Annotated in this window: 23 protein-coding genes; 17 read left to right on the top strand and 6 right to left on the bottom strand. The window is 59.6% G+C overall.

The window, feature by feature from the left end; genetic code table 11:
- Positions 1–50: 50 nt before the first annotated feature.
- The 6 genes from BG455_RS03325 to BG455_RS03300 all read left to right on the top strand — a co-directional run bounded on the left by BG455_RS03325 (position 51) and on the right by BG455_RS03300 (position 7466).
- Complete coding sequence (locus tag BG455_RS03325) at positions 51–497, top strand: DUF4399 domain-containing protein (RefSeq protein ID WP_071468554.1); 447 nt, start codon at positions 51–53, stop codon at positions 495–497.
- Positions 498–615: 118 nt separating this feature from the next.
- Positions 616–1962, top strand: a complete 1347-nt coding sequence (locus BG455_RS03320) for a M16 family metallopeptidase (RefSeq protein ID WP_071468553.1) — start codon at positions 616–618, stop codon at positions 1960–1962.
- Positions 1959–3254, top strand: coding sequence for a M16 family metallopeptidase (locus tag BG455_RS03315; RefSeq protein ID WP_071468552.1), 1296 nt, complete (start codon positions 1959–1961; stop codon positions 3252–3254). Before BG455_RS03320 ends, BG455_RS03315 begins: the two co-directional genes overlap by 4 nt.
- A 40-nt stretch (positions 3255–3294) precedes the next feature.
- Complete coding sequence (mutL, locus tag BG455_RS03310; RefSeq protein ID WP_071468551.1) at positions 3295–5124, top strand: DNA mismatch repair endonuclease MutL; 1830 nt, start codon at positions 3295–3297, stop codon at positions 5122–5124.
- Positions 5121–6179: a DNA recombination protein RmuC gene (locus BG455_RS03305; protein ID WP_071468550.1), complete on the top strand. Its 1059-nt coding sequence runs from the start codon at positions 5121–5123 to the stop codon at positions 6177–6179. The genes mutL and BG455_RS03305 overlap by 4 nt, the downstream gene beginning before the upstream one ends.
- Positions 6180–6248: 69 nt before the next feature.
- Complete coding sequence (locus BG455_RS03300) at positions 6249–7466, top strand: FAD-binding domain-containing protein (protein WP_071468549.1); 1218 nt, start codon at positions 6249–6251, stop codon at positions 7464–7466.
- Positions 7467–7534: 68 nt separating this feature from the next.
- On the opposite strand, the gene BG455_RS03295 is transcribed toward BG455_RS03300, so the two are convergent.
- Positions 7535–9196, bottom strand: coding sequence for an acyl-CoA dehydrogenase family protein (locus BG455_RS03295; protein WP_071468548.1), 1662 nt, complete (start codon positions 9194–9196; stop codon positions 7535–7537).
- 288 nt (positions 9197–9484) lie between these two features.
- Positions 9485–10060 carry a LabA-like NYN domain-containing protein gene (locus BG455_RS03290; RefSeq protein ID WP_071468547.1) on the bottom strand — a complete coding sequence of 192 codons (576 nt, stop codon included), beginning with the start codon at positions 10058–10060 and terminating at the stop codon, positions 9485–9487.
- Between the two features lie 35 nt (positions 10061–10095).
- Between BG455_RS03290 and folK the strand changes: the two genes are divergently transcribed.
- From folK to BG455_RS03245, 10 genes are all read left to right on the top strand, one after another.
- Positions 10096–10755, top strand: coding sequence for a 2-amino-4-hydroxy-6-hydroxymethyldihydropteridine diphosphokinase (folK, locus tag BG455_RS03285; RefSeq protein ID WP_342742036.1), 660 nt, complete (start codon positions 10096–10098; stop codon positions 10753–10755).
- Between the two features lie 98 nt (positions 10756–10853).
- The gene (gene rpoZ, locus BG455_RS03280) at positions 10854–11213 is read left to right on the top strand and encodes a DNA-directed RNA polymerase subunit omega (protein WP_071468545.1); all 360 of its coding nucleotides are present in this window, start codon (positions 10854–10856) and stop codon (positions 11211–11213) included.
- 68 nt (positions 11214–11281) lie between these two features.
- A complete protein-coding gene (locus BG455_RS03275) occupies positions 11282–13399 on the top strand; it encodes a RelA/SpoT family protein (protein WP_071468544.1) in 2118 nt (705 codons plus the stop codon).
- Positions 13400–13441: 42 nt separating this feature from the next.
- Complete coding sequence (locus BG455_RS03270) at positions 13442–14068, top strand: DUF2062 domain-containing protein (RefSeq protein WP_245735468.1); 627 nt, start codon at positions 13442–13444, stop codon at positions 14066–14068.
- Between the two features lie 74 nt (positions 14069–14142).
- Positions 14143–14901, top strand: coding sequence for a pyridoxine 5'-phosphate synthase (locus tag BG455_RS03265; RefSeq protein ID WP_071468747.1), 759 nt, complete (start codon positions 14143–14145; stop codon positions 14899–14901).
- 6 nt (positions 14902–14907) lie between these two features.
- A complete protein-coding gene (acpS, locus tag BG455_RS03260; RefSeq protein ID WP_071468542.1) occupies positions 14908–15324 on the top strand; it encodes a holo-ACP synthase in 417 nt (138 codons plus the stop codon).
- Between the two features lie 328 nt (positions 15325–15652).
- On the top strand, positions 15653–15928 hold the full coding sequence (locus tag BG455_RS17425; protein WP_170124714.1) for a hypothetical protein: 276 nt from the start codon (positions 15653–15655) through the stop codon (positions 15926–15928).
- A complete protein-coding gene (locus tag BG455_RS03255; protein WP_170124715.1) occupies positions 15879–17189 on the top strand; it encodes a Tad domain-containing protein in 1311 nt (436 codons plus the stop codon). Before BG455_RS17425 ends, BG455_RS03255 begins: the two co-directional genes overlap by 50 nt.
- A complete protein-coding gene (locus BG455_RS03250; protein ID WP_071468540.1) occupies positions 17186–17725 on the top strand; it encodes a TadE/TadG family type IV pilus assembly protein in 540 nt (179 codons plus the stop codon). Before BG455_RS03255 ends, BG455_RS03250 begins: the two co-directional genes overlap by 4 nt.
- On the top strand, positions 17722–18375 hold the full coding sequence (locus BG455_RS03245; protein WP_071468539.1) for a TadE/TadG family type IV pilus assembly protein: 654 nt from the start codon (positions 17722–17724) through the stop codon (positions 18373–18375). Before BG455_RS03250 ends, BG455_RS03245 begins: the two co-directional genes overlap by 4 nt.
- Positions 18376–18498: 123 nt before the next feature.
- On the opposite strand, the gene BG455_RS03240 is transcribed toward BG455_RS03245, so the two are convergent.
- Positions 18499–19044, bottom strand: a complete 546-nt coding sequence (locus BG455_RS03240) for a YaeQ family protein (protein ID WP_071468538.1) — start codon at positions 19042–19044, stop codon at positions 18499–18501.
- Between the two features lie 394 nt (positions 19045–19438).
- Between BG455_RS03240 and BG455_RS03235 the strand changes: the two genes are divergently transcribed.
- The gene (locus BG455_RS03235; RefSeq protein ID WP_071468537.1) at positions 19439–20218 is read left to right on the top strand and encodes a sulfite exporter TauE/SafE family protein; all 780 of its coding nucleotides are present in this window, start codon (positions 19439–19441) and stop codon (positions 20216–20218) included.
- 141 nt (positions 20219–20359) lie between these two features.
- Here the strand turns inward: BG455_RS03235 and BG455_RS03230 are convergent, their stop codons facing one another.
- The 3 genes from BG455_RS03230 to BG455_RS03220 are packed head-to-tail and all read right to left on the bottom strand — an operon-like array spanning position 20360 to position 22901.
- Positions 20360–21136, bottom strand: coding sequence for a LamB/YcsF family protein (locus BG455_RS03230; RefSeq protein WP_071468536.1), 777 nt, complete (start codon positions 21134–21136; stop codon positions 20360–20362).
- Complete coding sequence (locus BG455_RS03225; RefSeq protein ID WP_071468535.1) at positions 21133–22155, bottom strand: 5-oxoprolinase subunit C family protein; 1023 nt, start codon at positions 22153–22155, stop codon at positions 21133–21135. Before BG455_RS03225 ends, BG455_RS03230 begins: the two co-directional genes overlap by 4 nt.
- Entirely contained in the window at positions 22152–22901 is a 750-nt protein-coding gene (locus BG455_RS03220) for a 5-oxoprolinase subunit B family protein (RefSeq protein WP_071468534.1), read from the bottom strand. Before BG455_RS03220 ends, BG455_RS03225 begins: the two co-directional genes overlap by 4 nt.
- Positions 22902–22988: the final 87 nt, after the last annotated feature.

The raw sequence follows: 22988 nt of genomic DNA, 5'->3' as shown, positions 1-22988 counted from the left end.
TGGGTTATCCTCTTTACCTCGGCATCGTGCCGAATAGGGAGGAAGACTGAATGAAAAATCCAATCTTGTACGCCTGTGGGCTGGTTTTTGCGGCATCTGCCGCGTTCTCGGACAGCCATACGCACGATCATATTGAACGAAACCCCGCACCCGAAGGGGCGTCTGTGTATTTCATAACCCCTGCCGATGGCGAGACTGTCTCGAACCCCGTGACCTTCCGTTTTGGGGCGCGCGGGATCGGGATTGCGCCTGCAGGCGTGGATTGGCCCGATACTGGCCACCATCATATGCTGATAAATACCGACCCCGCAGATATTGATTTCAACGCCGATGTGCCCTTCTCGGATACGCATCTGCATTTCGGGGGCGGGCAGACCGAAACAACGCTGGAACTGCCTGCTGGCACGCATACTTTTGTGCTGGTGATGGGCGATCAGTTCCATGTGCCGCATGATCCGCCCATCATATCCGAGATGATTACGGTCACTGTCGAGTAATGATTTGCTGTGCCGGGGCATTTCCGGCACAGCATTGGTCGTCACGCTTGCGTGGGCGGGCTTGAAACCTTCCCCAAAGACAGTAGCTTGCCCGCAATACGGGTCTTGGAGGATTTTCATGTTTGCGCGCCATCTGGCATTTGCCGCCCTGCTGACGCTTGGTCTGCTTCACCCCGCTTACGGCGACACTGTGACCCATGCCCAACTGGATAACGGGTTGGAGGTGGTCGTGATCGAGGATCGCCGCGCGCCTGTTGTGGTGCATATGGTCTGGTATCGGGCAGGGGCTGCGGACGAGCCGCCTTTGAAATCCGGCATTGCGCATTTCCTTGAACACCTGATGTTCAAGGGCACCGACACGCGCGACGCGGGCGAATTTTCTGCCGTGGTCGAAGCCAATGGCGGCAGCGACAACGCCTTCGTGTCTTGGGATTACACTGGCTTTTTCCAGCGCGTTGCCTCTGACCGGCTGGACCTGATGATGGAAATGGAAGCGGACAGGATGCAAAACCTGTCCTTCACCGAAGCGGACTGGCTGCCGGAACGCGGTGTAATTTTGGAAGAACGCGGGCAGGTTCTGGAAAGCCGCGTGGGCGGGCAATTCAACGAGGCGTTGCTGGCCGCACTTTATAAAGCGCACCCCTACGGCACCCCGATCATCGGCTGGCGGCACGAGATGGAAGGGCTGACCGGCGCGGATGCGATGGAATTCTACAGCCAGCATTATGGCCCCAATAACGCTATTCTGGTGATCGCAGGCGATGTCGACACCGCCCAAGCGCTGGCGCTGGCAGAACAGCATTATGGCCCGATCCCCCAAAATCCCAATGCGGCAATGCGTGAGCGCCCCTCTGAGCCGCCGCATCTGGCGGAACGCCGCATCGTGTTCGAGGATGCGCGGGTGGGCACGCCCTATGTCAGCCGCATTTATCTGGCCCCAGTGCGCCGCAGTGGCGACCAGTCGGAAGCCGCCGCGCTGCAAATGCTGGCGGCGCTGCTGGGCGGCAGTTCCACCACATCGGTGCTGGAACGGCGTTTGAATTTTGAAGAAGGCGTCGCCCTGTCGGCTTGGGCCAGCTACAACGGCATGGCGCGCGATTATGGCATGTTCTCGCTTGGGATTGCGCCTGTGGACGGTGTGTCGCTGGAAGACGGCGAAGCCGCCCTTGACCGCGTTGTGGCCGAATTTCTGGAAGACGGCGTCGATCTGGACCAGTTCGAGCGCGTGCGCCGCCAGCTTCGGGCCTCTGAAATTTACGGGTTGGATGACGCGCAATCGCGCGCGCGTCAGTTCGGCGTGGGGCTTAGCATCGGCTTGAGTGTTGACGATGTCGAGGGTTGGATCGACGCGCTGGAAGCTGTCACGCCTGAAGACGTGATCGCCGCAGGCCAGATGCTGCTGGACCGCCGCAATGCTGTAACTGGTTACCTGACCTTGCCCGCGACTTCGGAGTTGAGCCAATGAAACGTCTGATTGCCCTGTTCATCCTCGTTGCCTTTCCGCTGCGCGCAGAGGTGGACATTACGCCGGTTACATCGCCATCGGGGCTGACTGCGTGGCTGGTCGAAGAACGCTCGATCCCGTTTGTCTCGCTGGATCTGATCTTTGCGGGCGGCGCGACACTGGAAGATGACGCGCAGGCCGGTGTGGTGAATATGATGACCGCGCTGCTTTCCGAAGGGGCGGGCGACATGGATGCGCAGGCTTTCGCGGCCCGCAGTGAAGAACTGGCCACCCGCATCCGCTTTGATGCGGGGCGCGATTCGGTGTCTGTTTCGGTGCGGTTCCTGACCGAAGATGCCGAAGCCGTGATCGACCATTTGCGCCTTGCCCTGACCGAGCCGCGCTTTGATGAAGACGCAATCGCGCGCACGCGCGGGCAGCTTTTGGCGCAACTGCGCCGCGATGTGCTAGAGCCGAACACCATCGCCTCTCGTGCTTTTGCCCGTGCGGCGTTTCAGGACCACCCCTATGGGCGCGAAAGCAACGGCACGCCGGAAACGATAGCCGCGCTGGACCGCGACGCCCTTGTAGCGGCGCATCAGGGCGCGATTGCGCGTGACAATGTGTTTATCGGGGCGGCGGGCGACATTTCTGCCGAGGATCTGGGGGTTTTGCTGGACCGCCTGTTTGAGGGGGTGCCCGATACCGGCTGGCACATGCCAGAGCGCGCCGAGTTTCTGGCCGAGGCGGGGTTAGAGATCATTCCCTTTGACGGTCCGCAATCGGTTGTCGCATTCGGCCATGCAGGGATCGCGCGCGATGATCCGGAGTTTTTGACTGCTTTTGTTGTAAATGAAGTATTCGGCGGTGGCCGCTTCGGCACAAGGCTGATGCGCAATTTGCGCGAAGAACGTGGGCTTACTTACGGTATTGGTGCGTTTCTGTCGTCTGGTGCGCTGGGTGAAAGCTATCAGGGCAGATTGTCCACTGACAACGCCAATGTTGAAATTGTGATAGAGCTGTTGCGCGAAGAATGGGCGCGTATGGCCAGCGATGGCGTGACGCAAGAGGAGTTGGAGCGTATCCAGACCTATCTGACAGGCGCATATCCGCTGCGCTTTGACGGTAATTCCTCGATCGCGTCGATCATGGCATCGATGCAGTATCAGGGGTTTGACATTGATTATGTCAATCAGCGCAATGACATGATTGCCGCCCTGACGCTGGAAGAGGTGAATGATGTCGCATCGCGCCTGTATGACCCTGATGCGCTGTTTTTCGTGATCGTGGGGCAACCTGTGGGCCTGAACTGAGGCTTGGCAGGTGGCAAGTGGTCATGCTATATCCTGTAGTATGAACGCACCAGATCGCAATATACGCCCGGAAATTCGCCAGCTGGATGAGGCCGCTGTCAACCGCATTGCCGCTGGCGAAGTGGTGGAACGGCCTGCATCTGCGGTGAAAGAACTGGTTGAAAACGCGCTGGATGCGGGCGCAACCCGTGTTGATGTGGCTTATGCCGATGGCGGCAAAACCCTGATCCGCGTACGCGATGACGGGCATGGAATGGGGCCGCAGGATTTGCCGCTGGCGCTGTCGCGGCATGCCACTTCTAAAATTGATGGCAGTGATCTGCTGAATATCCGCTCTTTCGGGTTTCGGGGCGAGGCGCTGCCCTCTTTGGGCGCTGTGGGGCGGCTGACCCTGACCACCCGCGCTGCGGGCGAAGAGGGGGCAACGCTGTCGGTCGATGGCGGGCGGATCGGCAGTGTCCGGCCCGAAGCGGCGCAATATGGCACCACAGTCACGCTGCGCGATCTGTTCCACGCCACGCCTGCGCGGCTGAAATTCATGCGCTCGGACCGCGCCGAGGCGCAGGCGATTGCCGATGTGGTGAAACGTCTGGCAATGGCAGAACCCTATGTCAGCTTTACCCTAAGCGATGTGTCGAATGATGAGACGCGCCAGATTTTCCGCGCAGACGCCGCCCAAGGCGCGCTGTTTGATGCGCTGGAAGAACGGATGGCGACGATTCTGGGGCGCGAATTCACCGACAACGCCCTGCGCATCGATGCAGAGCGCGAGGGGTTCCACCTGACAGGGCTTGCCGCGCTGCCCACCTATTCGCGTGGGGCGGCGGTGGCGCAATACCTGTTCGTCAATGGCCGGCCTGTGCGCGACAAGATGCTGCTGGGGGCCTTGCGCGCCGCCTATGCCGATGTTTTGTCGCGCGACCGGCACCCTGTTGTGGCGCTGTTCCTGAATTGTGACCCCGAACTGGTGGATGTGAACGTCCACCCCGCCAAATCCGAGGTGCGCTTTCGTGACCCCGGCCTTGCGCGCGGGTTGCTGATCAGTGCCTTGCGCCATGCGCTGGCGGGGGCGGGGCATCGGGCCTCCAGCACAGTGGGCGGCGCAATGCTGGGCGCGATGCAGCCGCAAGCCGCGCCACAGCGCTACCAGATGGACCGCCCGTCCAGTGGGGCGGTGCGGAGCGCCTATCAGTTGCAAGCCCCGCAAGGCTTTGCCGAGGCGCCCGCGCTTTGGCCAGAGCCGCAGGGTGTGTCGGCGCGTCATGAAGTCCCAGTTGATGGCCTGCAGGACGCCCCTTTGGGGGCCGCGCGCGCGCAGGTGCATGAGAATTACATCATCGCCCAAACCACGCGCGGGATGGTGATTGTCGACCAGCACGCAGCACATGAGCGGCTGGTCTATGAGCGGCTAAAGCGCCAGCGCGCAGAAAATGGCGTGGCCGCGCAGGCGCTGCTGATCCCCGAGATTGTCGCGCTGTCACCCCATGAGACTTCGCAACTGATGGAGCTTGCGCCCGATCTGGCCGCACTTGGGCTGGTGGTCGAGGCATTTGGCGGCAGCTGCGTCATTATCCGCGAAGTGCCCGCCATTCTGGGCCAACTCGACGCGGGCGGCCTGTTGCGCGACATTCTGGATGAGCTGGCCGATCTGGGGCAAAGCCAGACTCTGGAAGCGCGCATAGATGCGGTCTTGTCGCGCATGGCCTGTCACGGCTCTGTCCGGTCTGGCCGTGTGATGCGGGTGGAAGAAATGAACGCGCTTTTGCGCGAGATGGAGGCCACGCCCCTATCTGGCCAATGCAACCACGGGCGGCCCACCTATGTGGAACTGGGCCTTGATGACATTGAAAAGCTGTTTGGCCGCAGATGAGCCTGTCCTGGACGGACCCTGTGGTGATCGCGCTTGCGCTGGGGGCAGTGGCGCTTGTGGTGCTGTGGCGGCTGGCACGGGTGCTGGGGCCGCTTTCGGGGCGCTTGGCAGTGCTGGATGCGCGGTTGACCAGCTTGGGCGAAAGCCAGCAGCAGCTTGCAGGCGGGCTGGGGCATGTGGCCCAAAGCCAGACGCAGGTGATCGGGCTGGTCGAAGCTCGCCTTGCCGATATGGGGCGGTATATGGGCGACACGCTGGCGGGCAATGCGCAGGTGACCGCCAGCAGCATGGGGGCCTTGCGCGAACGGCTGCAAGTGATCGACGCGGCACAGGCCAAGATCGAGGCGCTGTCCGGGAACGTCCTTAGCCTGCAAGATATCCTGTCGAACAAACAGGCGCGCGGTGCCTTTGGCGAGGTGCAGCTGGAGGCGCTTTTGGCCGATGCCCTGCCGCCCGATGCCTATAGCCTGCAAGCAACCCTTTCGAACGGGCGGCGGGCCGATGCGCTGATCCATCTGGAACAGCCCTTGGCGCTGGATGCCAAGTTTCCGCTGGAAGGGTGGCAGGCGCTGACGCGCGCCACCGATGACGCGCAGCGCGCTGAGGCACGGCGCGCCCTGTCGCGCGCCATGCGCGGGCATATCCGCGCGATTGCGGACCGCTACATCCTGCCCGGTGAAACGGCCGAAGGCGCGCTGATGTTCCTGCCCTCGGAAGCGGTTTATGCAGAGTTGCATGCCAATATGGCCGATGTGCTGCGCGAAAGTTTTGCCGCGCGGGTCTGGATCGTCTCGCCCTCGACCTGCATGGCAACATTGGTGACATTGCGCGCGGTGTTGAAAGATACCCGCTTGCGCAGCGAGGCTCGCGCGGTGCGGCGCGAAGTGCAGTTGCTGGTGGAAGATGCCACGCGGCTGGGTGCGCGTGTGGCGAAACTTGAGGGGCATTTTGCCCAAGTGCAGGGCGATTTGTCGGATATCCGCATCTCTGCCGACAAGATCACGCGGCGTGGCGCGCGCTTGGATGATTTCGATTTCGCCAAAACGCCAGAGTAGCGCGCGGCGAATTGAAGCGCGCGCGCGGCAGGCTATCTGGCGCATAAGCAGCAAGTCAGAGGCGGGATTATGCGATATCAGGCAGCAACGCGGGCCGAGGGTGAGGCTCGCCTGGCGGCATTTGTGCCGCGTATGGGGCGGCACTATGCAGCGGGGCGGAATTACGACTACGGGCCGGACAAGCACCGCGATGTGTCTGGCCTGTCGCCCTATCTGCGGCGGCGGCTGGTGCTGGAGGAAGATGTGGTCGCAGCCGCCCTTGCCACACATGGGCCAGAGCAGGCCGAGAAATTCATTCAGGAAGTGGTGTGGCGCGGCTATTTCAAGGGGTGGCTGGAACGCAGGCCCGTCATCTGGGCCAGCTACCGTGACGGCGTGTTGCGCGATCTGGAAATGTTGGAGCGTGACCGCGCCTTGCGCCGTGCTGTGGCGGATGCTGAAGCAGGCCAAAGCGGGCTGGAATGTTTCGACGCATGGGCGCGAGAGCTGGTCGAGACGGGGTATTTGCACAACCATGCGCGGATGTGGTTCGCCTCGATCTGGGTTTTCACGCTGGGCCTGCCGTGGCGGTTGGGGGCGGATTTCTTCTATCGGCATTTGCTGGATGGGGACCCGGCGTCCAACACATTGGGCTGGCGTTGGGTGGCGGGGCTGCATACGCGGGGCAAACCCTATGCGGCGCAGGGCTGGAACATTGCCAAATTCACCGGCCAGCGGTTTGCCCCGCGCGAGAGCGACCTGACTGAGGTGGTGCAAGGGCTGGAAGGGTCCGAACCTGACGGGCTGCCATCGGTCACCCCCTTGCGGCCGCCGCGCGCGCCTGACCCTGCGCGCCCCTCTGCGTTGCTGATCACCGAAGAAGATTGCCGCGTCGAGGATTTTGATCTGGCGTCTTATGATATTCGCGCGACCGCTACGCTTGCCGCGTCGCATCTGCGCTCTGTCAGCGCTGTTTCGGATGATGTGGCGGCGTTTGAAGCGGGCGCTTTGCAAGACGCGGCCCGCCGCACAGGCTTGCAGGCAGAGGCGTTGCGTGCGGGCGTGCCTGCCGATCTGGCGCGGTGGGCGGGTAAGGCTGGCGCGCGGCAGATTATCACGCCTTATATCCCCGAAGGGCCGCTGCGTGACTGGCTGAGAGAGGCCACACCGGCGCTGGACGCGGCGGGGATAACTTTATGTGAATGGCAGCGCCCTTGGGATCGCGCAATCTGGCCCCATGCCACGGCGGGGTTCTTCACGGTGAAGAAGCTAATCCCCCAGATCATCCACCAGCGGCAGTTGCTGTAGGGCCAATAAATAGGGCGCGCGGCTCCTCCCTCCGCGCGCCCTCGGTCAGACTGGCAATTCCGGCGGCCTTATAGCAGGCGCCGCGCAATCACCTGTGCCTGAATTTCGCCAGCCCCTTCAAAGATATTCAGGATGCGTGCATCGCACAAGATACGGCTAATCTGGTATTCCAGCGCAAAGCCGTTGCCGCCGTGAATTTGCAGCCCGTTATCTGCCGCAGCCCAAGCCACGCGCGCGCCCAGCAGTTTGGCCATGCCTGCTTCCAGATCACAGCGGCGCTCGGCATCTTTTTCGCGGGCGCTGAAATAGGTCAGTTGGCGCGCGATCATGATTTCTACCGCCATCATCGCCAGTTTGGCGGCAACGCGGGGGAATTCTATCAGCGATTTGCCGAATTGCTTGCGGTCTTCGGCATATTGCATCGACACTTCCAGCGCGTTCTGCGCCACACCAATGGCGCGCGCGGCGGTCTGGATGCGGGCCGATTCGAAGGTTTGCATCAATTGCTTGAAGCCTTGCCCCTCGACCCCGCCCAGCAGGTTCTCGCCCTTGACCTTGAAGGCGTCGAAGCCCAGCTCGTATTCCTTCATGCCACGGTAGCCCAGCACCTCGATCTCGCCGCCGGTCATGCCGGGGGTGGGGAAGGGATGTTCATCTGTGCCCGGTTCCTTTTCGGCCAGGAACATGGACAGGCCGCGATAATCTGTGGTGTCGGGAATGGTGCGGGCCAGCACAGTCATGACATGGGTGCGGGCGGCATGGGTGATCCATGTTTTGTTGCCCGTAATCTCCCAATCCTCGCCTACTTTCACTGCGCGAGTGCGCAATGCGCCAAGGTCCGAGCCGGTATTGGGTTCGGTGAACACGGCTGTTGGCAGGATCTCGCCCGAGGCCAGCTTGGGCAGCCAATGTTCTTTCTGCGCATCGGTGCCGCCACAGATGATCAGTTCTGCCGCAATCTCGGTGCGGGTGCCAAGGCTGCCCACGCCGATATAGCCGCGCGACAATTCCTCAGAGACGACGACCATCGCGGCCTTGGGCATGCCCAGCCCGCCAAATTCTTCTGGAATGGTCAGACCGAAAACGCCCATTTCGGACAATTGCTCGATCACGTCCATCGGGATGAGTTCATCCTTCAGGTGCCAGTCATGCGCGTGCGGCGCGATCTGTTCGTCCGAATAGCGGCGGAACTGGTCGCGGATCATTTCCAACTCTTCGTCCAGCCCGGTCGCGCCAAAGGTTGCGCGGCCATGGTTGGTGCGCATGCAGGCCACCAGCGCCATGCGCGCGGCGTCTGTATTGCCATCGCGGCGCAACTGGCCTGCGGCGCCTGTATCCAGATCGGCAGTGACGCCAAGATCTGCCAGACGCGCGACTTCGCCCTGGTTCATCGCAATCCCGCCTGCGATCTGGTTGAGGTATTCGCCAAACCCGATTTGCAGGATCAACTGCTCCATCTCGCCAAAGCGGCCTTCATCCTTCAACCGCTCTGCCCAGCCCTGCATCTGGCGCAGGCTTTCGACATAGGTTGCCAGCCATGCCAAGCCGTGGGCGGCGTATTGGTCGGTTTCCAGCAGGGTTGCGTCAATTTTGCCCGCCGGTGCGATGCGCACGCGCATTGCGTCCAATGCGTCATTCAATACCGCTTCAACGGGGGGCAATGCGGCGCGTGTCACATCCAGAAGGTCTGTGAGAAGAGGCGAGTGCAGGGCTTGTCCATCATGCGGCATCGGTGATTCCAATCTGATCGTTTTCTCTATTATGCGGTCGCAGCATTACATAGGGTCTTATTTGGTGCAGAGCAACAAAAATACTTTACTTAATGCCAATCTTTGCATTTATGTCGCAGGCCAACCGGGCGTGCGGACAGCTCTGGCGGTCTTCGTCATGTCTCAAGAATGTAGAATACAGCATATGATTTCAACTGTCATCCTGCCGATAGACGGCGTCCCAGAATGCACAACGCCAGCCGGATGCAAGATGCATCGCAGCTGGCGTGTAAGTGTGGAAGGTCCGCGTCAGTTGGTGGACATTTCCGCGTCAGGCTCTCGTTCGAACCGTGGTTCGCGCGGGGGGCGACCAATCACATCGCGCAATTCATCAAGTTCGATGAAATTGTCGGCCTGTCTGCGCAGATCGTCCGAGATCATGGGCGGCTGGCTGCGGATTGTCGAGACGACAGAGACGCGCACGCCCTGACGTTGCAGGCTTTCGACCAAGGGGCGGAAATCGCCATCGCCGGAAAACAACACAGCATGGTCCAGCCTTGGTGCAAGTTCCATTGCATCTACAGCAAGCTCTATATCCATGTTGCCTTTGACTTTGCGACGGCCCATCGAGTCGGTGTATTCCTTGGCCGTCTTGGTTACCATGTTGTAACCGTTATAATGCAACCAATCCACCAATGGCCTGATCGGGGAATATTCTTCATTCTCCAAAAGGGCCGTGTAGTAGAAAGCCCGCAAAAGCTTGCCGCGCCGCATGAATTCCTGACGCAAAAGCTTGTAATCAATGTCGAACCCCAGTGCCTTGCCGGCCGCGTATAGGTTCGCACCATCAATAAAAAGCGCAAGACGCTCATCTTTGTAGAACATCCAATTTTACCTTACAATTGAGTGTGTTTCGGGTAATGACGCATAAAAGTCGAACATATAACGCAAAGAATGCGAGCGGGTGTTATTATGCGTCACAGCATGTCATGAGACATAAGGATACACAGGGGAAATGCAATCAGGTGCTGGTTGCTATTGGGGGCAACCTCATGGGGCAAAAGGATAGTCCCTTGGATGAGGTCGAGGCCGCGATTTGCGAAATTTCACAATCAGGGGTTGAAGTTGCAGCAAAAAGCAGGGTGTTTCGGACCCCATGCTTCCCTGCGGGGGCCGGTCCCGATTTTGTGAATGCGGCGTTACTTTGCGTGACCGATCTGCCCGCGCCAGCCATCCTGCAAACCCTGCATGATATCGAGAGGCGTGCGGGGCGCGTCCGGGCGCAGCGCTGGGGGCCGCGCATTCTGGATCTGGATCTGCTGGCCGTGGGGGCGCAGATTTGCCCCGATCTGAAGCGTTACCGACAATGGGCGGGGCTGGAGTTGGCAGAGCAGATGCGGCTTGCGCCCGACGAGTTGATTTTGCCGCATCCGCGCCTGCATGAACGTGCTTTCGTGCTGGTTCCGCTGATGGATATTGCCCCTGACTGGTGCCATCCTGTGTTGAGGAAAACCGTGGCCGAACTGCATGCAGCGCTTGATCCTGCGGATTTGGCGGAAATAAGGCCGATTTCACAGTAAATTCACATCGCTTTGCGGTTGCTAGCGCTTGTCAACTCCCGTCAGGCGCAGTAATGATCCGCTTTGACCCGACACATCCGGCAGACTGGAGAGACATCATGGCCCGCGTAACAGTGGAAGATTGCGTTGACAAAGTTCCCAACCGTTTCGAGTTGGTGGCGCTTGCCTCGCATCGTGCCCGTGAAATCGCGGCAGGCGCGCCGATCACGGTTGACCGTGACAATGACAAAAACCCTGTTGTTGCCCTGCGTGAAATTGCCGAGGAAACCCAATCTGCCGACCATCTGCGCGAACGCATGATCGAAAGTCTGCAAACGCAGATCGAAGTCGATATGCCGGAAGATGACGATATGGCCCTGCTTATGGGCGGCGCAGAGCGCGATGCCCCCGAACAGGACGGCATGAGCGAAGAGCAGATGCTGCGCGCGCTGATGGAAGCACAGGGACAAGCAGGCTAAGTCACGCTTGGCCCTATGCGCCGGAATGGGGCAGGGGCCAGTGTGACAGGCAGGGAAGGGCCGCAGGCGTGATCACGCAAGACGATCTGATCGCGCTTGTGCGCAATTATAATCCGCGTAGTGACGAAAAGCTGATCCGCGAAGCATGGGCCTATGGCGAGGCGATGCATGAAGGTCAGTTTCGCCACTCGGGAGAGCCGTATTTCACCCATCCGGTTGCTGTGGCGGCCTTGCTGACAGAAATGCGCCTTGATGATGCAACAATCATCACCGCGCTGCTGCATGACACAATTGAAGACACCAAATCGACCTATACAGAAGTCAGCCGCCTGTTTGGCGCCGAGATTTCCGAACTTGTCGATGGTGTGACCAAGCTGACCAATCTGCAACTGTCTTCGTCCGAGGCGAAACAGGCCGAAAATATCCGCAAATTATTGATCGCCATGTCGCGCGACTTGCGTGTGATTCTGGTGAAGCTGGCAGACCGGCTGCATAACATGCGCACGATCCGGTCCATGCGGCCAGAAAAACAGGCCCAGAAAGCCCGCGAGACGATGGATATCTATGCCCCCCTTGCAGGGCGCATGGGCATGCAATGGATGCGCGAAGAACTGGAGGATCTGGCCTTTCGGGTGTTGAACCCCGAGGCCCGCAATTCCATTTTGCGCCGCTTCATCACCTTGCAGCGCGAAGCGGGCGATGTGGTGCACCGCATCAGCGCCGATATCCGCGCCGAGCTGGAGCGCGCGGATGTTGTGGCCGATGTGTATGGCCGCGCGAAAAAGCCCTATTCCGTCTGGCGCAAGATGCAGGAAAAAGACCTGGCCTTTTCGCGCCTGTCCGACATTTACGGGTTTCGCATTATCACGGCGGAATTTGACGATTGTTACCGCGTTCTGGGGGCGGTGCACCGACGCTGGACAGCCGTGCCGGGGCGGTTCAAGGATTATATCAGCCAGCCCAAATCGAATGGCTACCGCTCGATCCACACAACCGTGTCGGGGCGCGATGGCAAGCGTGTCGAAATCCAGATCCGCACCCGTGAAATGCACGAAGTGGCCGAAGCGGGCGTTGCCGCGCATTGGGCCTACCGCGACGGCCAGCGCAGTGAAAACCCGTTTGCGGTAGACCCCGCGAAATGGATCAGCACCCTGACCGAAGGGTTCGAGAATGAAGAGGATCACGACGCCTTTCTCGAACATGTGAAGTTGGAGATGTATTCGGATCAGGTCTTTTGCTTCAGCCCCAAGGGCGATGTGATCCAGCTGCCGCGCGGGGCAACGCCCTTGGATTTCGCCTATGCGATCCATACGCGCATCGGGGATGGGTGTGTTTCGGCCAAGGTGGACGGGTTGCGCGTGCCGCTTTGGACGCGGCTGCGCAATGGCCAGTCGGTCGAGATTATCACAGCCGAAGGCCAGCGCCCGCAATCCAGCTGGATTGATATTGTGGTCACGGGGCGGGCGAAATCAGCGATTCGCCGGTCACTGCGCAACGAGGATCGTGAACGCTTTATCCGGCTGGGCAACGAGTTGTTGCGGCTGGCCTTTGAAGGGGCAGGGCGCGAGTTGAGCGCCAAGGCACTGACGACAGCGGCCAAACTGCTAAGCGTGCCGAATGCGCCCGAATTGCGCGCGCGTGTCGGCTCTGCCGAGATCAGCGCGCGCCGCGTGGTCAATGCGCTGTATCCCGAAACCACCTTGCTAGAGCCGGAAGTCGATGCCGCGCGCCCTGTTGTCGGGCTGGAAGCGGACCAGTCTTTCCGGCGCGCCCCCTGCTGCCAGCCCTTGCCCGGAGAGCGGATTATCGGGATCACCTATCGTGGCAAAGGCGTGGTCGCGCATTCCATGGATTGCGAGGCATTGGCCGATTATGAAAGCCAGCCCGAACGCTGGATCGACCTGCACTGGCTGGATGGCACACACCCCGCTGTCTATGGTGTGTCGCTGGATTTGACGATTTCCAACGATGCAGGCGTTCTTGGGCGCGTCTGTAGCTTGATTGGAGAGCATAAGGCCAATATCTCTGATCTACGGTTCGTGGATCGAAAGCCTGATTTCTACCGTTTGTTGGTAGAGTTGGAGTTGCGCGGCATCTCGCATCTGCATCAGGTGTTAACGGCCCTCGAAGCCGAAACGGCGGTCGCGCAGATCGTTCGTGCAAGAGATCCGTCTTTGCGGCCTTGACTGTGGCGGTCGGGTCGTAGCTCAGGAAGGGCAGTTGCCTTGGTGTTCAAACGTCGCAGCCCAAGGAATTTTCGCCAAGCGCTGGTGAATTTCTTTATTCCCGGCGGCGGCTGGGGCCGGTCTGCGAATTACGTCATGCACAGGTTGCGGCGCCTGCCCGACAGCCCCGAACGGATTGCAAAAGGCATTGCCGCAGGTGTGGCCGTCAGTTGCCTGCCGCTATTCGGATTGCATTTTATCGCCGCCGCATCTTTGGCATGGGCGTTGCGGGGCAATATTCTGGCGTCCCTGCTGGCTACATTTTTTGGCAACCCTTTCACATTTCCCATTATTGTGGTCAGTGCGCTGGAATTGGGAAATTTTATTCTGGGGCGCGAAAAGTCGGCCAAAGCGTCAGAGGTGATGCAGGCTTTTGGCGCGATCTGGGGTGAAATGGGGCGCAATTTGCTGGCCATGTTTACGCCAGAGGTGCTGATCTGGGAAAAGTTGGAGAAGTTCGGCTGGGAAGTGTTCGTGCCGTATATGCTGGGCGGGTCGATTATTGGCACGGTCTGCGGGGTGATCGCCTATTTCCTGTCGCTGCCACTGATCCGCGCCTATCGCAGCCGCAGGTTGAAGAAACTTCAGGAACGATTTGAACAGGCACGCAAAAGCGACGCGAAGAAATGACGCAGACCCCAGCTTGGGATATTGAGTTTTGGAAGAAGTGGCGTATGTGTTGACAGAACACAGCGAGGATGAAAATGTCCCTGACAAACCCTGAAACCGCCTTGCGCTTGGGCGTGAATATCGACCATGTGGCGACTTTGCGCAATGCGCGCGGGGGGCGCGACCCTGACCCTGTGCGCGCCGCGAAGCTGGCGCAGCAAGCCGGCGCAGATGGGATTACGCTGCATTTGCGCGAAGACCGGCGGCATATTCGTGATGCTGATCTTGCCGCAGTTATGGATGCGGTCACGCTGCCCATCAATCTGGAGCTGGCCGCAACGGATGAAATGCAGCGCATTGCCTTGGCGCATAAACCCCATGCTGTGTGCATTGTGCCAGAGCGGCGCGAAGAACGCACAACCGAAGGCGGGCTGGATGTGGCGGGCGATGAACCCCGCCTGCGCGAATTCATTGCACCGCTGCGCGACGCGGGCGCGCGGGTGTCGCTGTTCATCGCCCCGGACGAGGCGCAGGTCGAGGCAGCGGCCCGCGTGGGGGCGCAGGTGATAGAGCTGCATGTCGGTGCCTATTGCGACTATTTCGCCGAAGGCGATGGGGCCGCGAGCGATGCAGAGCTGCGCCGGTTGATCCTGTGTTCCGCATTGGCGCGCGATCTGGGGCTGGAAGTGCATGCAGGCCACGGGTTGAACTATGAAAACGTAGGCCCGATTGCGGCCATCCCTGAACTGGTCGAACTGAATATCGGCCATTTCCTGATTGGCGAGGCGGTGTTTGTCGGGCTGGACGCGGTGATCCGCGAAATGCGGCGCCAGATGAACCTTGCGCGGATGTAACGGGACATGATCCTTGGCATTGGAACCGATCTTGCCAATATTGACCGGATCGCCAAGACATTGGCCAGATTCGGCGACAGGTTCCGGAACCGCGTGTTTACCGAAGAAGAACGCGTGCGCGCGGCGCGGCGTGGCGATGACGTGGCCACCTATGCCAAACGCTGGGCCGCGAAAGAGGCATGCTCCAAGGCGCTGGGCACAGGGCTGGCGATGGGCATTTCATGGCGCGACATGTGGGTGACGAACCGGCAGGGCGGGCAGCCCGTGATGCATGTGTCTGGCTGGGCGGCAGAGCGGCTGGCCGCGATGACCCCGGACGGGCATGAGGCAGTGATTCATGTCAGCCTGACCGATGACGCCCCATGGGCGCAGGCCTTTGTGGTGATCGAGGCGCGCGCGAAACCGCGCAATGGCCCGCTGTAACTTTTGTTTTGCGCGCAATTTCGAACCGGAAAAGTCAGTCAACACTTCCTGAAATTGCGTAGCGTCGCAGCATCGGCTGATGCCAAGTACTTTGGCACCCCCTGCAATCCCAATCAACATATCAGCGCGGCATGGTCCTGTTTCTTGGGCCGTGCATCTGCCCTGTTCAGATCGCAGTGCTGATGTGATGAATACCCCGCATATTTCCGCCATGACTTAGACTTCGGGCGGGTGTTTGGGGGCCATTTCTTATGGGACTGGTCCCACAAGCCCTGCGGAAAAATTGCGGATTGGGGCGTGACAGCCAAAATAGAAACAGAAAAATGCCATGATCCTGCCGCAAGAGCGTCATAACTTTGGTTCATCTGCCTTTAACAAAGGTTTCTGTGCCCTGCACATGGCAATTTCTGTTGAAGGATTATGCAATGTTTCACACGAAATTTCAGCGCCACAGATTTCTCAATATATTGACTTCAAACAAAATAACGCGTCATCCCGCGCGCTTTGCCCGCCACGAGAGCGGAGCCATGATCATTTTTGGGTTGTTTGTATTTGTGGCAATCCTTCTGGTGTCGGGCATTGTTGTGGATTTCATGCGTTATGAGAGTAATCGCATCAGGGTGCAATCAACAGCCGACCGCGCAACTATCGCTGCGGCAACTTTGCGCGAAAGCGGTGATCGCGCGGCGCTGGTTCAGGAATATTTCGATGTCGCGGGTCTGTCAGATTATCTGGTCGCGGTAGAGGTCACAGAAGACGCGATGAATTCCGCAACCGTTCGCGTGACCACGCAGCCTTCGGTAAACACATTGTTCATGCGCTGGGTTGGTGTGGACGAGTTGACAAGCTCCGAGGGCAGCGCGGCGCGCGAAGAGGTCACCAATATCGAGATTTCGCTGGTGCTGGATATCTCGGGTTCCATGCGCTGGCTGGATTCCGGTGGGATGCCCCGCATCACCCGCTTGCGCAGTTCGGCGCAGCAATTTGTGTCAGCCGTGCTGAATGAAGATGCACCCGATGTGACCACGATTTCCATTATCCCCTACGCAGGCACTGTGAATCCGGGGCAAGAGGTGTTCTCGCTTCTGGGCGGAACGGCGTGGCACGCATATTCACATTGTCCCGATCTTCCTCGGAGTGTGTTTCAAAACACGTCGTTGCCCGATGTCGGGTCCATGCCCCAAGCCCCGCATTTCATGAATTGGGCGACAGATTGGGCATGGCTGGATTGGGGGTGGTGCCCGAATGAGGCAAATTCAATTCTGTATCATTCCAGCAATGAAGCAGAGCTGCACAATTTCCTGACCAATTTGCGTCTGCATGACGGCACTGGCACGCATTATGGCATGCGATGGGGGATTTCGTTGCTTGACCCAAGCAGCCAGTGGCTGACCGCTACACTTGCCCAGCAAAATGCTGTTCCCAGCGTGCACAAGGACAGGCCCGCCGCATGGGACGACCCTGACACCCTGAAGGTTGTGGTGCTTATGACCGATGGCAACATCACAGACCAGTTTCGACCGCGCCGTGGAAACAATGTCTTCGGGCGAGATGGCGTCTATCCCACAGAAGCCGAACAAGAGATTCTGAATACCACCCATCTTGACGCGCTGGGCGATTCATGGCGCAGGCACGTCAGCACCCTGAACGAAAACCGCCTTGATTTCTATTCAGCGTGCAATCTGGCAAAAGACAATGGTGTGATTGTCTATACAATCGCGTTTGAAACAAACAGCGCGGGCCAGACCGAGATGCGCAATTGCGCCAGCAGTCCTGCGCTGTTCTTCAATGCCCAAGGCCTTGATCTTGATACGGCCTTTCGCGCCATTGCAACATCAATCCAGTCGCTGAGGTTGATCCAATGAAGCGCCGCGTCACCGTCTCGCGCCGCATTGCCCGCTTTGGCGCGCGCACCCAAGGCAGCGCCACTGTCGAGTTTGCGATCCTGTTTCCTGTCGTGATCTCCATTCTTATGATGGGGGCAGAGGCGGGATGGATCAATCTGCAACGGGTTGGATTGGATCGCGCTGTGGATATTGCGGTGCGGGATGTGCGGCTGGGCGCGCTGCCGGATGGGACAACCCATGATCAATTCCGCAGTCATATCTGCTCTCGGGCGATCGCAATGCCAAGTTGTGACGCGCGGTTGCTGCTGGAATTGCGGGTCATCGATACGGACACATGGCAATTCCCTGTGCAGGAGACGGCATGCATCGATCTGGCCGAAGCGGTGAATCCAGTCACAACCTTCAGCTTGGGCGGGGGGCAGAACATTATGTATCTGCGTGCGTGCTATCTTGCGCGCCCGATCTTTCCGACAACGGCATGGGGCCTGAGACTGCCTCTCGATACGTCGGGAATGTTCGCGTTGCGCAGTGTTTCAGGGTTTGTGAACGAATGATCAGCCCGTCTTTCCCCCGCTTCGCAGTTGTATGGCGCAGGGTCTTACGCGCGGTACATGCTTTCCGAACGTACCAGCAAGGGGCTGTCAGCACCGAGACGGTTCTTATTTTGCCTGTGATCCTTTGGGCGCTTGTAGCATCCGTCACCTATACAGATGCTTTCCGGCAGCAAACCAATCTGCAAAAATCTGTCTTTACTGCAAGTGATCTGCTGTCTCGGGCGGGGGGTACTGTTGTCACGCCGGAATATATTGACGGGATTTTTGGCTTCATGCAGCGCATGAATGAAAGCCAAAGCATTATCCAGATGCGGGTAAGCCTTGTCGCGTGGGATAGTGAAAACGATCAGCTCCGTGTTGTCTGGAGCAATGCCAGCCATGCAGGCGATCGTGGCCTTTTGCGCGATGATGACTTGAATGCAGTATATGCGCCCCAAATCCCTTCTGTTGCCGCTGGTGAAACTGTGTTGTTGACAGAAGGCTGGCTGCGCCATGTACCCCTGTTTGATGTGGGGCTGACAGAACGGGTTTTTGACGAACTTGCTGTGACGCGCCCACGCTTTGCCCCCGGCATCGTCTATGACGACCCCAATGCGCCACCTCCTCCGGCGGGGTGGTGCGATTTCGTGGTGGAATCTTGCGAGATGTGAGGGGGCACCAGTGAAACCGCTGTCGCGGTGAAGGCAGTTTCAACTGCTGCCGCCGTGACGAAATTGTGGCGGATTATGTGCAGATCATCCGGCGTGTGGTGCCGACAGGCAGGCACAGGTGACTTACGCCATGCTTTTCCATTTTTGCGGCGTAATGTTCACGATGCTATCGCCGACACTGACCATGACATCGCCATCCTGAATATTGATCTGAAGTCGCATCGCGCGGCTGGCCAGCGATGCCAATGCGCCGGTGTCTGCTTCGGAAAAATTCATCACTTCAAGATTATCAAAGCGGCTGGTGCTGTTTTTGATCTTGTCCCACCACATCTCGGCGGTTCTGCCGCCATAGGGGTAGACCAGCACCTTGTCGGCTTTGCCGCAGGATTGACGCATGACCTTTTCACTGGGAAGCCCTAAAGACACCCAGACATCCAGCTCGCCGCTTAGGCTTTTTTGCCAGATGTCCGGCTCGTCATCCGATGAAAGGCCTTTTGTCATTTCCAGATGTTCATGCGCATTAAGTGCGAAAGCCACAATGCGCACCATCAGCCGTTCATCCGTCTCGGACGGGTGTTTGGCAACGGTCAGTTTATGGGTTTCATAATAGTGACGATCCATGTCAGACACGGACAGTTCCACTTTATAAATGGTGGCATTTTGCGCCATGTTTTTTCCCAGAATTCAACGATTGGCCTGCCTACTGCGTCTGGTGACCTTGTGAAAGCAGATAAGGTGGGCATCGCTGGCGCGGGTTGCGGAAGTGTTGCCATATTGCCGAAACCATAGGCTGCCGGTTTTGCCAAGGGGCGCATTAGGTCACGCGGGAAACTGAGGGCGCGTAAACCCTTTTGCGTTCCACATCGCACGCAGGTATAGCAAGCACGCTTACCCGGTTTGGGTGCCTGCTGATCTTGGGCGTAACACCTGAACCGGCGGCGCAGGTCTTTTATGCGTTCGCCGCAGAATTGACAGAGTTTGACGCCGGGTCGCCATGTGCTGACGCACAGGCCCGAGCGGGAAGATGGCCTATACTTGCGTTCAACAAACCAGAGTTCCGTTCATGCAATTGATCGCCAGCTTCACATTTTTTCAAGATACACAGACACTTCTTGTGGCCATCCTTGCCGTGTTTCTTGTCGGCTTGTCCAAAGGCGGGCTTGGCGGGGCTTTCGCATTGATGGGGGTTCCTATTCTTGCACTGGTCATGCCCCCCATGCAGGCCGCTGCCCTTTTGCTGCCGATCTTGCTGATGATGGATGCAATAAGTGTCTGGACATGGCGCGGCTGGTTCGATCGCGCAACGCTGTGGCATTTGTTGCCCGCGGCGTTTGTGGGCATAGCGGTAGGAGCATTGACTGCGGCAATCACCTCAGAGGCGTTTGTACGTCTGATTGTCGGATTGCTGGCCCTTGGGTTTGTCATGCGGATGACCGTGATGCGCGCAGGCGCATTGCCGCGCGGGCAGCGGTGGGTGAGCGGCTCTTTTTGGGGGGCATTCGCCGGGTTTACCAGTTTTGTGGCCCATGCGGGGGGGCCGCCCTTTCAGGTTTATGCTTTGCCCTTGCGGCTTGATCCGCGCCTTTTCACGGGCACAAGCGTGATTTTCTTTGCGGTGGTGAACCTTGTCAAAGTGGCACCCTATGCAGCACTTGGGCATTTCGACACGAAAACACTGCTTTCGGCAGCGGTTATGTTGCCTTTGGCCGCAGTTTCGACAGTGCTGGGGGCCAAGGTCATTCAACGGATAAATGCGCAGGTTTTCTACCCCTTCATGTATATCACCCTGACGCTGGTCGGGGGAAAACTGGTCTGGGATGGTGTCTCGGGCTTCTGGTTGTAACAAGGCAGGGTAGGGGGCTGCCACGGCGCTGTCATTTGCGCGCCAAAAGCCCGCATTGCCCGCAAAACCGGCAGACCGGGCAAGGCTTTTGGTGATTCAATCGCGGTTTGGCGGTAACAGCAAGTCCCTGTCATGCCGCCGCTATGCGGGGCGCGCGCCCTTGAACTGGCACAGCGTCATTCCTGCGCTCTCAAGTGCCATGCGCAAGGAATATGCGAGTTTTACCGTCTCTTGCGTGTCGCCATGCAGGCAGATGGTGTCGATCTGTACCGGCAGATGGGTGCCCTGCGCGGTGATAAGTGCGCGGGCCTCGAGCATGGCAAGAATGCGGGCGCAGACTGCGTCCGCGTTATGGATCACAGCGCCGGGCAAGCGTCGGTCCATCAGCAATCCGTCTTCGCTATAGGCACGGTCGGCGAAGATCTCGTTTGCCATACGCGCGCCCAAGCCGCGCGCGGCGGTGTCTTGCTTCGTGCCTGTGATCACTACAAGGATGATGTCAGGGTCAACAGCCAGCGCCCCCTCATAGCAGGCGCGCGCAAGGGCTTCATCCTCGGCCGCCATATTCGCCAGCGCGCCATGCAGTTTCAGGTGCCGCACCTGCCCCCCCGCCGCGCGCGCCATCGCCTGCGCGGCCCCCAGTTGATAGGCTACCAGATTGCGTGCCTCCGTGGGGGCAATCTGCATGCGCCGCCGCCCGAAGCCTTGCAGGTCGGGCAGGCCCGGATGCGCGCCAATGCCCACACCATTCTCAACCGCTTGCGCCATGGCTTGCGCCATCACATCGGGATCGCCTGCATGAAAGCCGCAGGCGATATTGGCCGAGGTGATGATTTTCAGAAGGGCCGCATCCGCCCCCATCGGCCATGGCCCGAAGCTTTCGCCCATATCGGCATTCAGGTCGATCTGTCGTGTCATGTGCTTGGTCCTTCCAGTTCATCGCCGCGCGTCATCCCGCTGACAAGTTGATAGGCCAGCAGGTCTGGCATGTCATGCGGGTTGCGGATCAGCGGGCGCAATTTGCTGCGCAAGGCGTCACGCCGCGCGGCTTCAAGGCGTTCCAGTGCTGCGGCCTCGGGCAGGGGAACAAAGGTGAAACGCAAACTGGCATTCGCGGGGGCTTGCACCAGACGCGGCAGATCGCAGGGCAGAACCGTGCCGATGCGCGGGTAGCCGCCCGTTGTCTGGCATTCGGACAACAGCACAAAGGGCGCCCCGTCGCCAGTGATCTGCACATCTCCCGCGACGATGGTTTCGGACAGAATGCTTAACCCGCCATCTGTGCCGAAACCCGCGCCTTCTGCGACAAGCCGCTGGCCCATCCGGTTCGCGCGTGCATCCTTGCGAAAGGGGGTTTGCGTGAAGCGGGTGCGTTCGGCCTGTGAAAACAGTCTGGTCTGTGGCGTCTCGACCAGTCGCAGCGTGCCGCCATCGAAACGGGGCAGGGGGGTGAAGGTCATGCCGACCCGCCCGCCGCTATCTGCGCCAAGCGCCAACTTGTCTTGCGCTTCCAGCATCTGGCCCAGACCCGCCGCCAGATGGGCAGAGCGTGCGCCCAAAATGACATCCGCCGCGATCCCGCCACCAAAATGCACATAGCTGTAGCCGCCCGCACTGCCCGACAGCTCCAATCGTGCGCCCGCTTGCAGGGCATGGCTGGACTGCCACGCCAGCGGATCACCATTGCACAGCGCGCGCATGGGGGCGCCGGTCAGGGCAATTCTTGTGGGGGTGCTTGCCTCAAGGCCAAGAAAGCTGCCTGCAATCTCTATCGCGGCCAGATCGTCAGGCTGGTTCAGCAGCGTAGCCCCTTCGGCCAGTGCAAGCCGGTCCGCAGCCCCCCCGCGCGACAGGCCCTGTGCCAGCCAGCCCGCACGCCCCATATCTTGGATCGTGACGCCGGGGCCTGCGCGGTGCACGACAATTTCCCGGATCATGCGACCGCCTGTGATGTTGCGCCGCCCAAAGCATCTGACTGGCGAATATTCTCAAACTCTGCGCGGGTGACAGGGACAAGCTGCACCTCGTCGCCCGGACGCAGGATGAAAGGGTCCGGCTGGTCTGGCTGGAACAGGCGCAAGGCGGTCTGGCCCACATGGCGCCAGCCGGTGGGGGTGCTGACGGAAAACAGCACCATCTGGCGGATGGCGACGGCCAAGGCCCCTTCGGGCACGCGCGGGGTCAGGCCCGTCTGGCGGGGGATATCCCATTGCGGCGGCAATTGGCCCAGATAGGGCTGACCGGGGGCAAAGCCTATGGCCTGCACCCGCAAGGGATGCGCGCAAAACTCTGCTATGGCCTGATCGGGTGACAGCCCCGCAAGGCTGGCCGCTTCCTTCAGCTGTGGCGCAAGCGCGGTGCCAAAAACTGCGGGCACGCGCCACAGCTTGCGTCCCGTTGGCAGGGGGGCTGCGTACCAATCGGCCTGTTGCAGCAGTGCAGCAAGGGCGGCGCGAAGGGTCTCATGATCCACCGCGCGCAGGTCAAAGCGCAGATAGACAGAGGCCAGCGACGTCGATGTTTCTTCCACGCCGCACAGCCCCGCACCATCGAGTGCCGCACGAAAGGCAAGGGCCGCGCGGTTGGCGGCTTCGGTCAGGCTATCATTGAAGGTTATCAGAAAACCATCGACGCCGATGCCCTGAATTACCGGCCATTTTGGTGTTTCGGGGGTAACGGGCATCGATGCTCCAATTCTTTGCCGTCATGTCTGTAAATCGCGCGGTCTTTCAGCGGTGCTTGGAAATAATATTTACAAATTGTCGATAAA

The sequence above is a fragment of the Roseinatronobacter thiooxidans genome (assembly GCF_001870675.1).
Lineage (GTDB): Bacteria > Pseudomonadota > Alphaproteobacteria > Rhodobacterales > Rhodobacteraceae > Roseinatronobacter > Roseinatronobacter thiooxidans.
This window is presented reverse-complemented; position numbering and strand designations above follow the sequence as displayed.

Excerpts from the sequence above, each read along its gene's own strand:
- BG455_RS03325 (WP_071468554.1), top strand. The coding sequence starts at position 51 with ATGAAAAATCCAATCTTGTACGCCTGTGGGCTGGTTTTTGCGGCATCT.
- BG455_RS03320 (WP_071468553.1), top strand. The coding sequence starts at position 616 with ATGTTTGCGCGCCATCTGGCATTTGCCGCCCTGCTGACGCTTGGTCTG.
- BG455_RS03315 (WP_071468552.1), top strand. The coding sequence starts at position 1,959 with ATGAAACGTCTGATTGCCCTGTTCATCCTCGTTGCCTTTCCGCTGCGC.
- mutL (WP_071468551.1), top strand. The coding sequence starts at position 3,295 with ATGAACGCACCAGATCGCAATATACGCCCGGAAATTCGCCAGCTGGAT.
- BG455_RS03305 (WP_071468550.1), top strand. The coding sequence starts at position 5,121 with ATGAGCCTGTCCTGGACGGACCCTGTGGTGATCGCGCTTGCGCTGGGG.
- BG455_RS03300 (WP_071468549.1), top strand. The coding sequence starts at position 6,249 with ATGCGATATCAGGCAGCAACGCGGGCCGAGGGTGAGGCTCGCCTGGCG.
- BG455_RS03295 (WP_071468548.1), bottom strand. The coding sequence starts at position 9,196 with ATGCCGCATGATGGACAAGCCCTGCACTCGCCTCTTCTCACAGACCTT.
- BG455_RS03290 (WP_071468547.1), bottom strand. The coding sequence starts at position 10,060 with ATGTTCTACAAAGATGAGCGTCTTGCGCTTTTTATTGATGGTGCGAAC.
- folK (WP_342742036.1), top strand. The coding sequence starts at position 10,096 with ATGACGCATAAAAGTCGAACATATAACGCAAAGAATGCGAGCGGGTGT.
- rpoZ (WP_071468545.1), top strand. The coding sequence starts at position 10,854 with ATGGCCCGCGTAACAGTGGAAGATTGCGTTGACAAAGTTCCCAACCGT.
- BG455_RS03265 (WP_071468747.1), top strand. The coding sequence starts at position 14,143 with ATGTCCCTGACAAACCCTGAAACCGCCTTGCGCTTGGGCGTGAATATC.
- acpS (WP_071468542.1), top strand. The coding sequence starts at position 14,908 with ATGATCCTTGGCATTGGAACCGATCTTGCCAATATTGACCGGATCGCC.
- BG455_RS17425 (WP_170124714.1), top strand. The coding sequence starts at position 15,653 with ATGATCCTGCCGCAAGAGCGTCATAACTTTGGTTCATCTGCCTTTAAC.
- BG455_RS03250 (WP_071468540.1), top strand. The coding sequence starts at position 17,186 with ATGAAGCGCCGCGTCACCGTCTCGCGCCGCATTGCCCGCTTTGGCGCG.
- BG455_RS03245 (WP_071468539.1), top strand. The coding sequence starts at position 17,722 with ATGATCAGCCCGTCTTTCCCCCGCTTCGCAGTTGTATGGCGCAGGGTC.
- BG455_RS03240 (WP_071468538.1), bottom strand. The coding sequence starts at position 19,044 with ATGGCGCAAAATGCCACCATTTATAAAGTGGAACTGTCCGTGTCTGAC.
- BG455_RS03235 (WP_071468537.1), top strand. The coding sequence starts at position 19,439 with ATGCAATTGATCGCCAGCTTCACATTTTTTCAAGATACACAGACACTT.
- BG455_RS03230 (WP_071468536.1), bottom strand. The coding sequence starts at position 21,136 with ATGACACGACAGATCGACCTGAATGCCGATATGGGCGAAAGCTTCGGG.
- BG455_RS03225 (WP_071468535.1), bottom strand. The coding sequence starts at position 22,155 with ATGATCCGGGAAATTGTCGTGCACCGCGCAGGCCCCGGCGTCACGATC.
- BG455_RS03220 (WP_071468534.1), bottom strand. The coding sequence starts at position 22,901 with ATGCCCGTTACCCCCGAAACACCAAAATGGCCGGTAATTCAGGGCATC.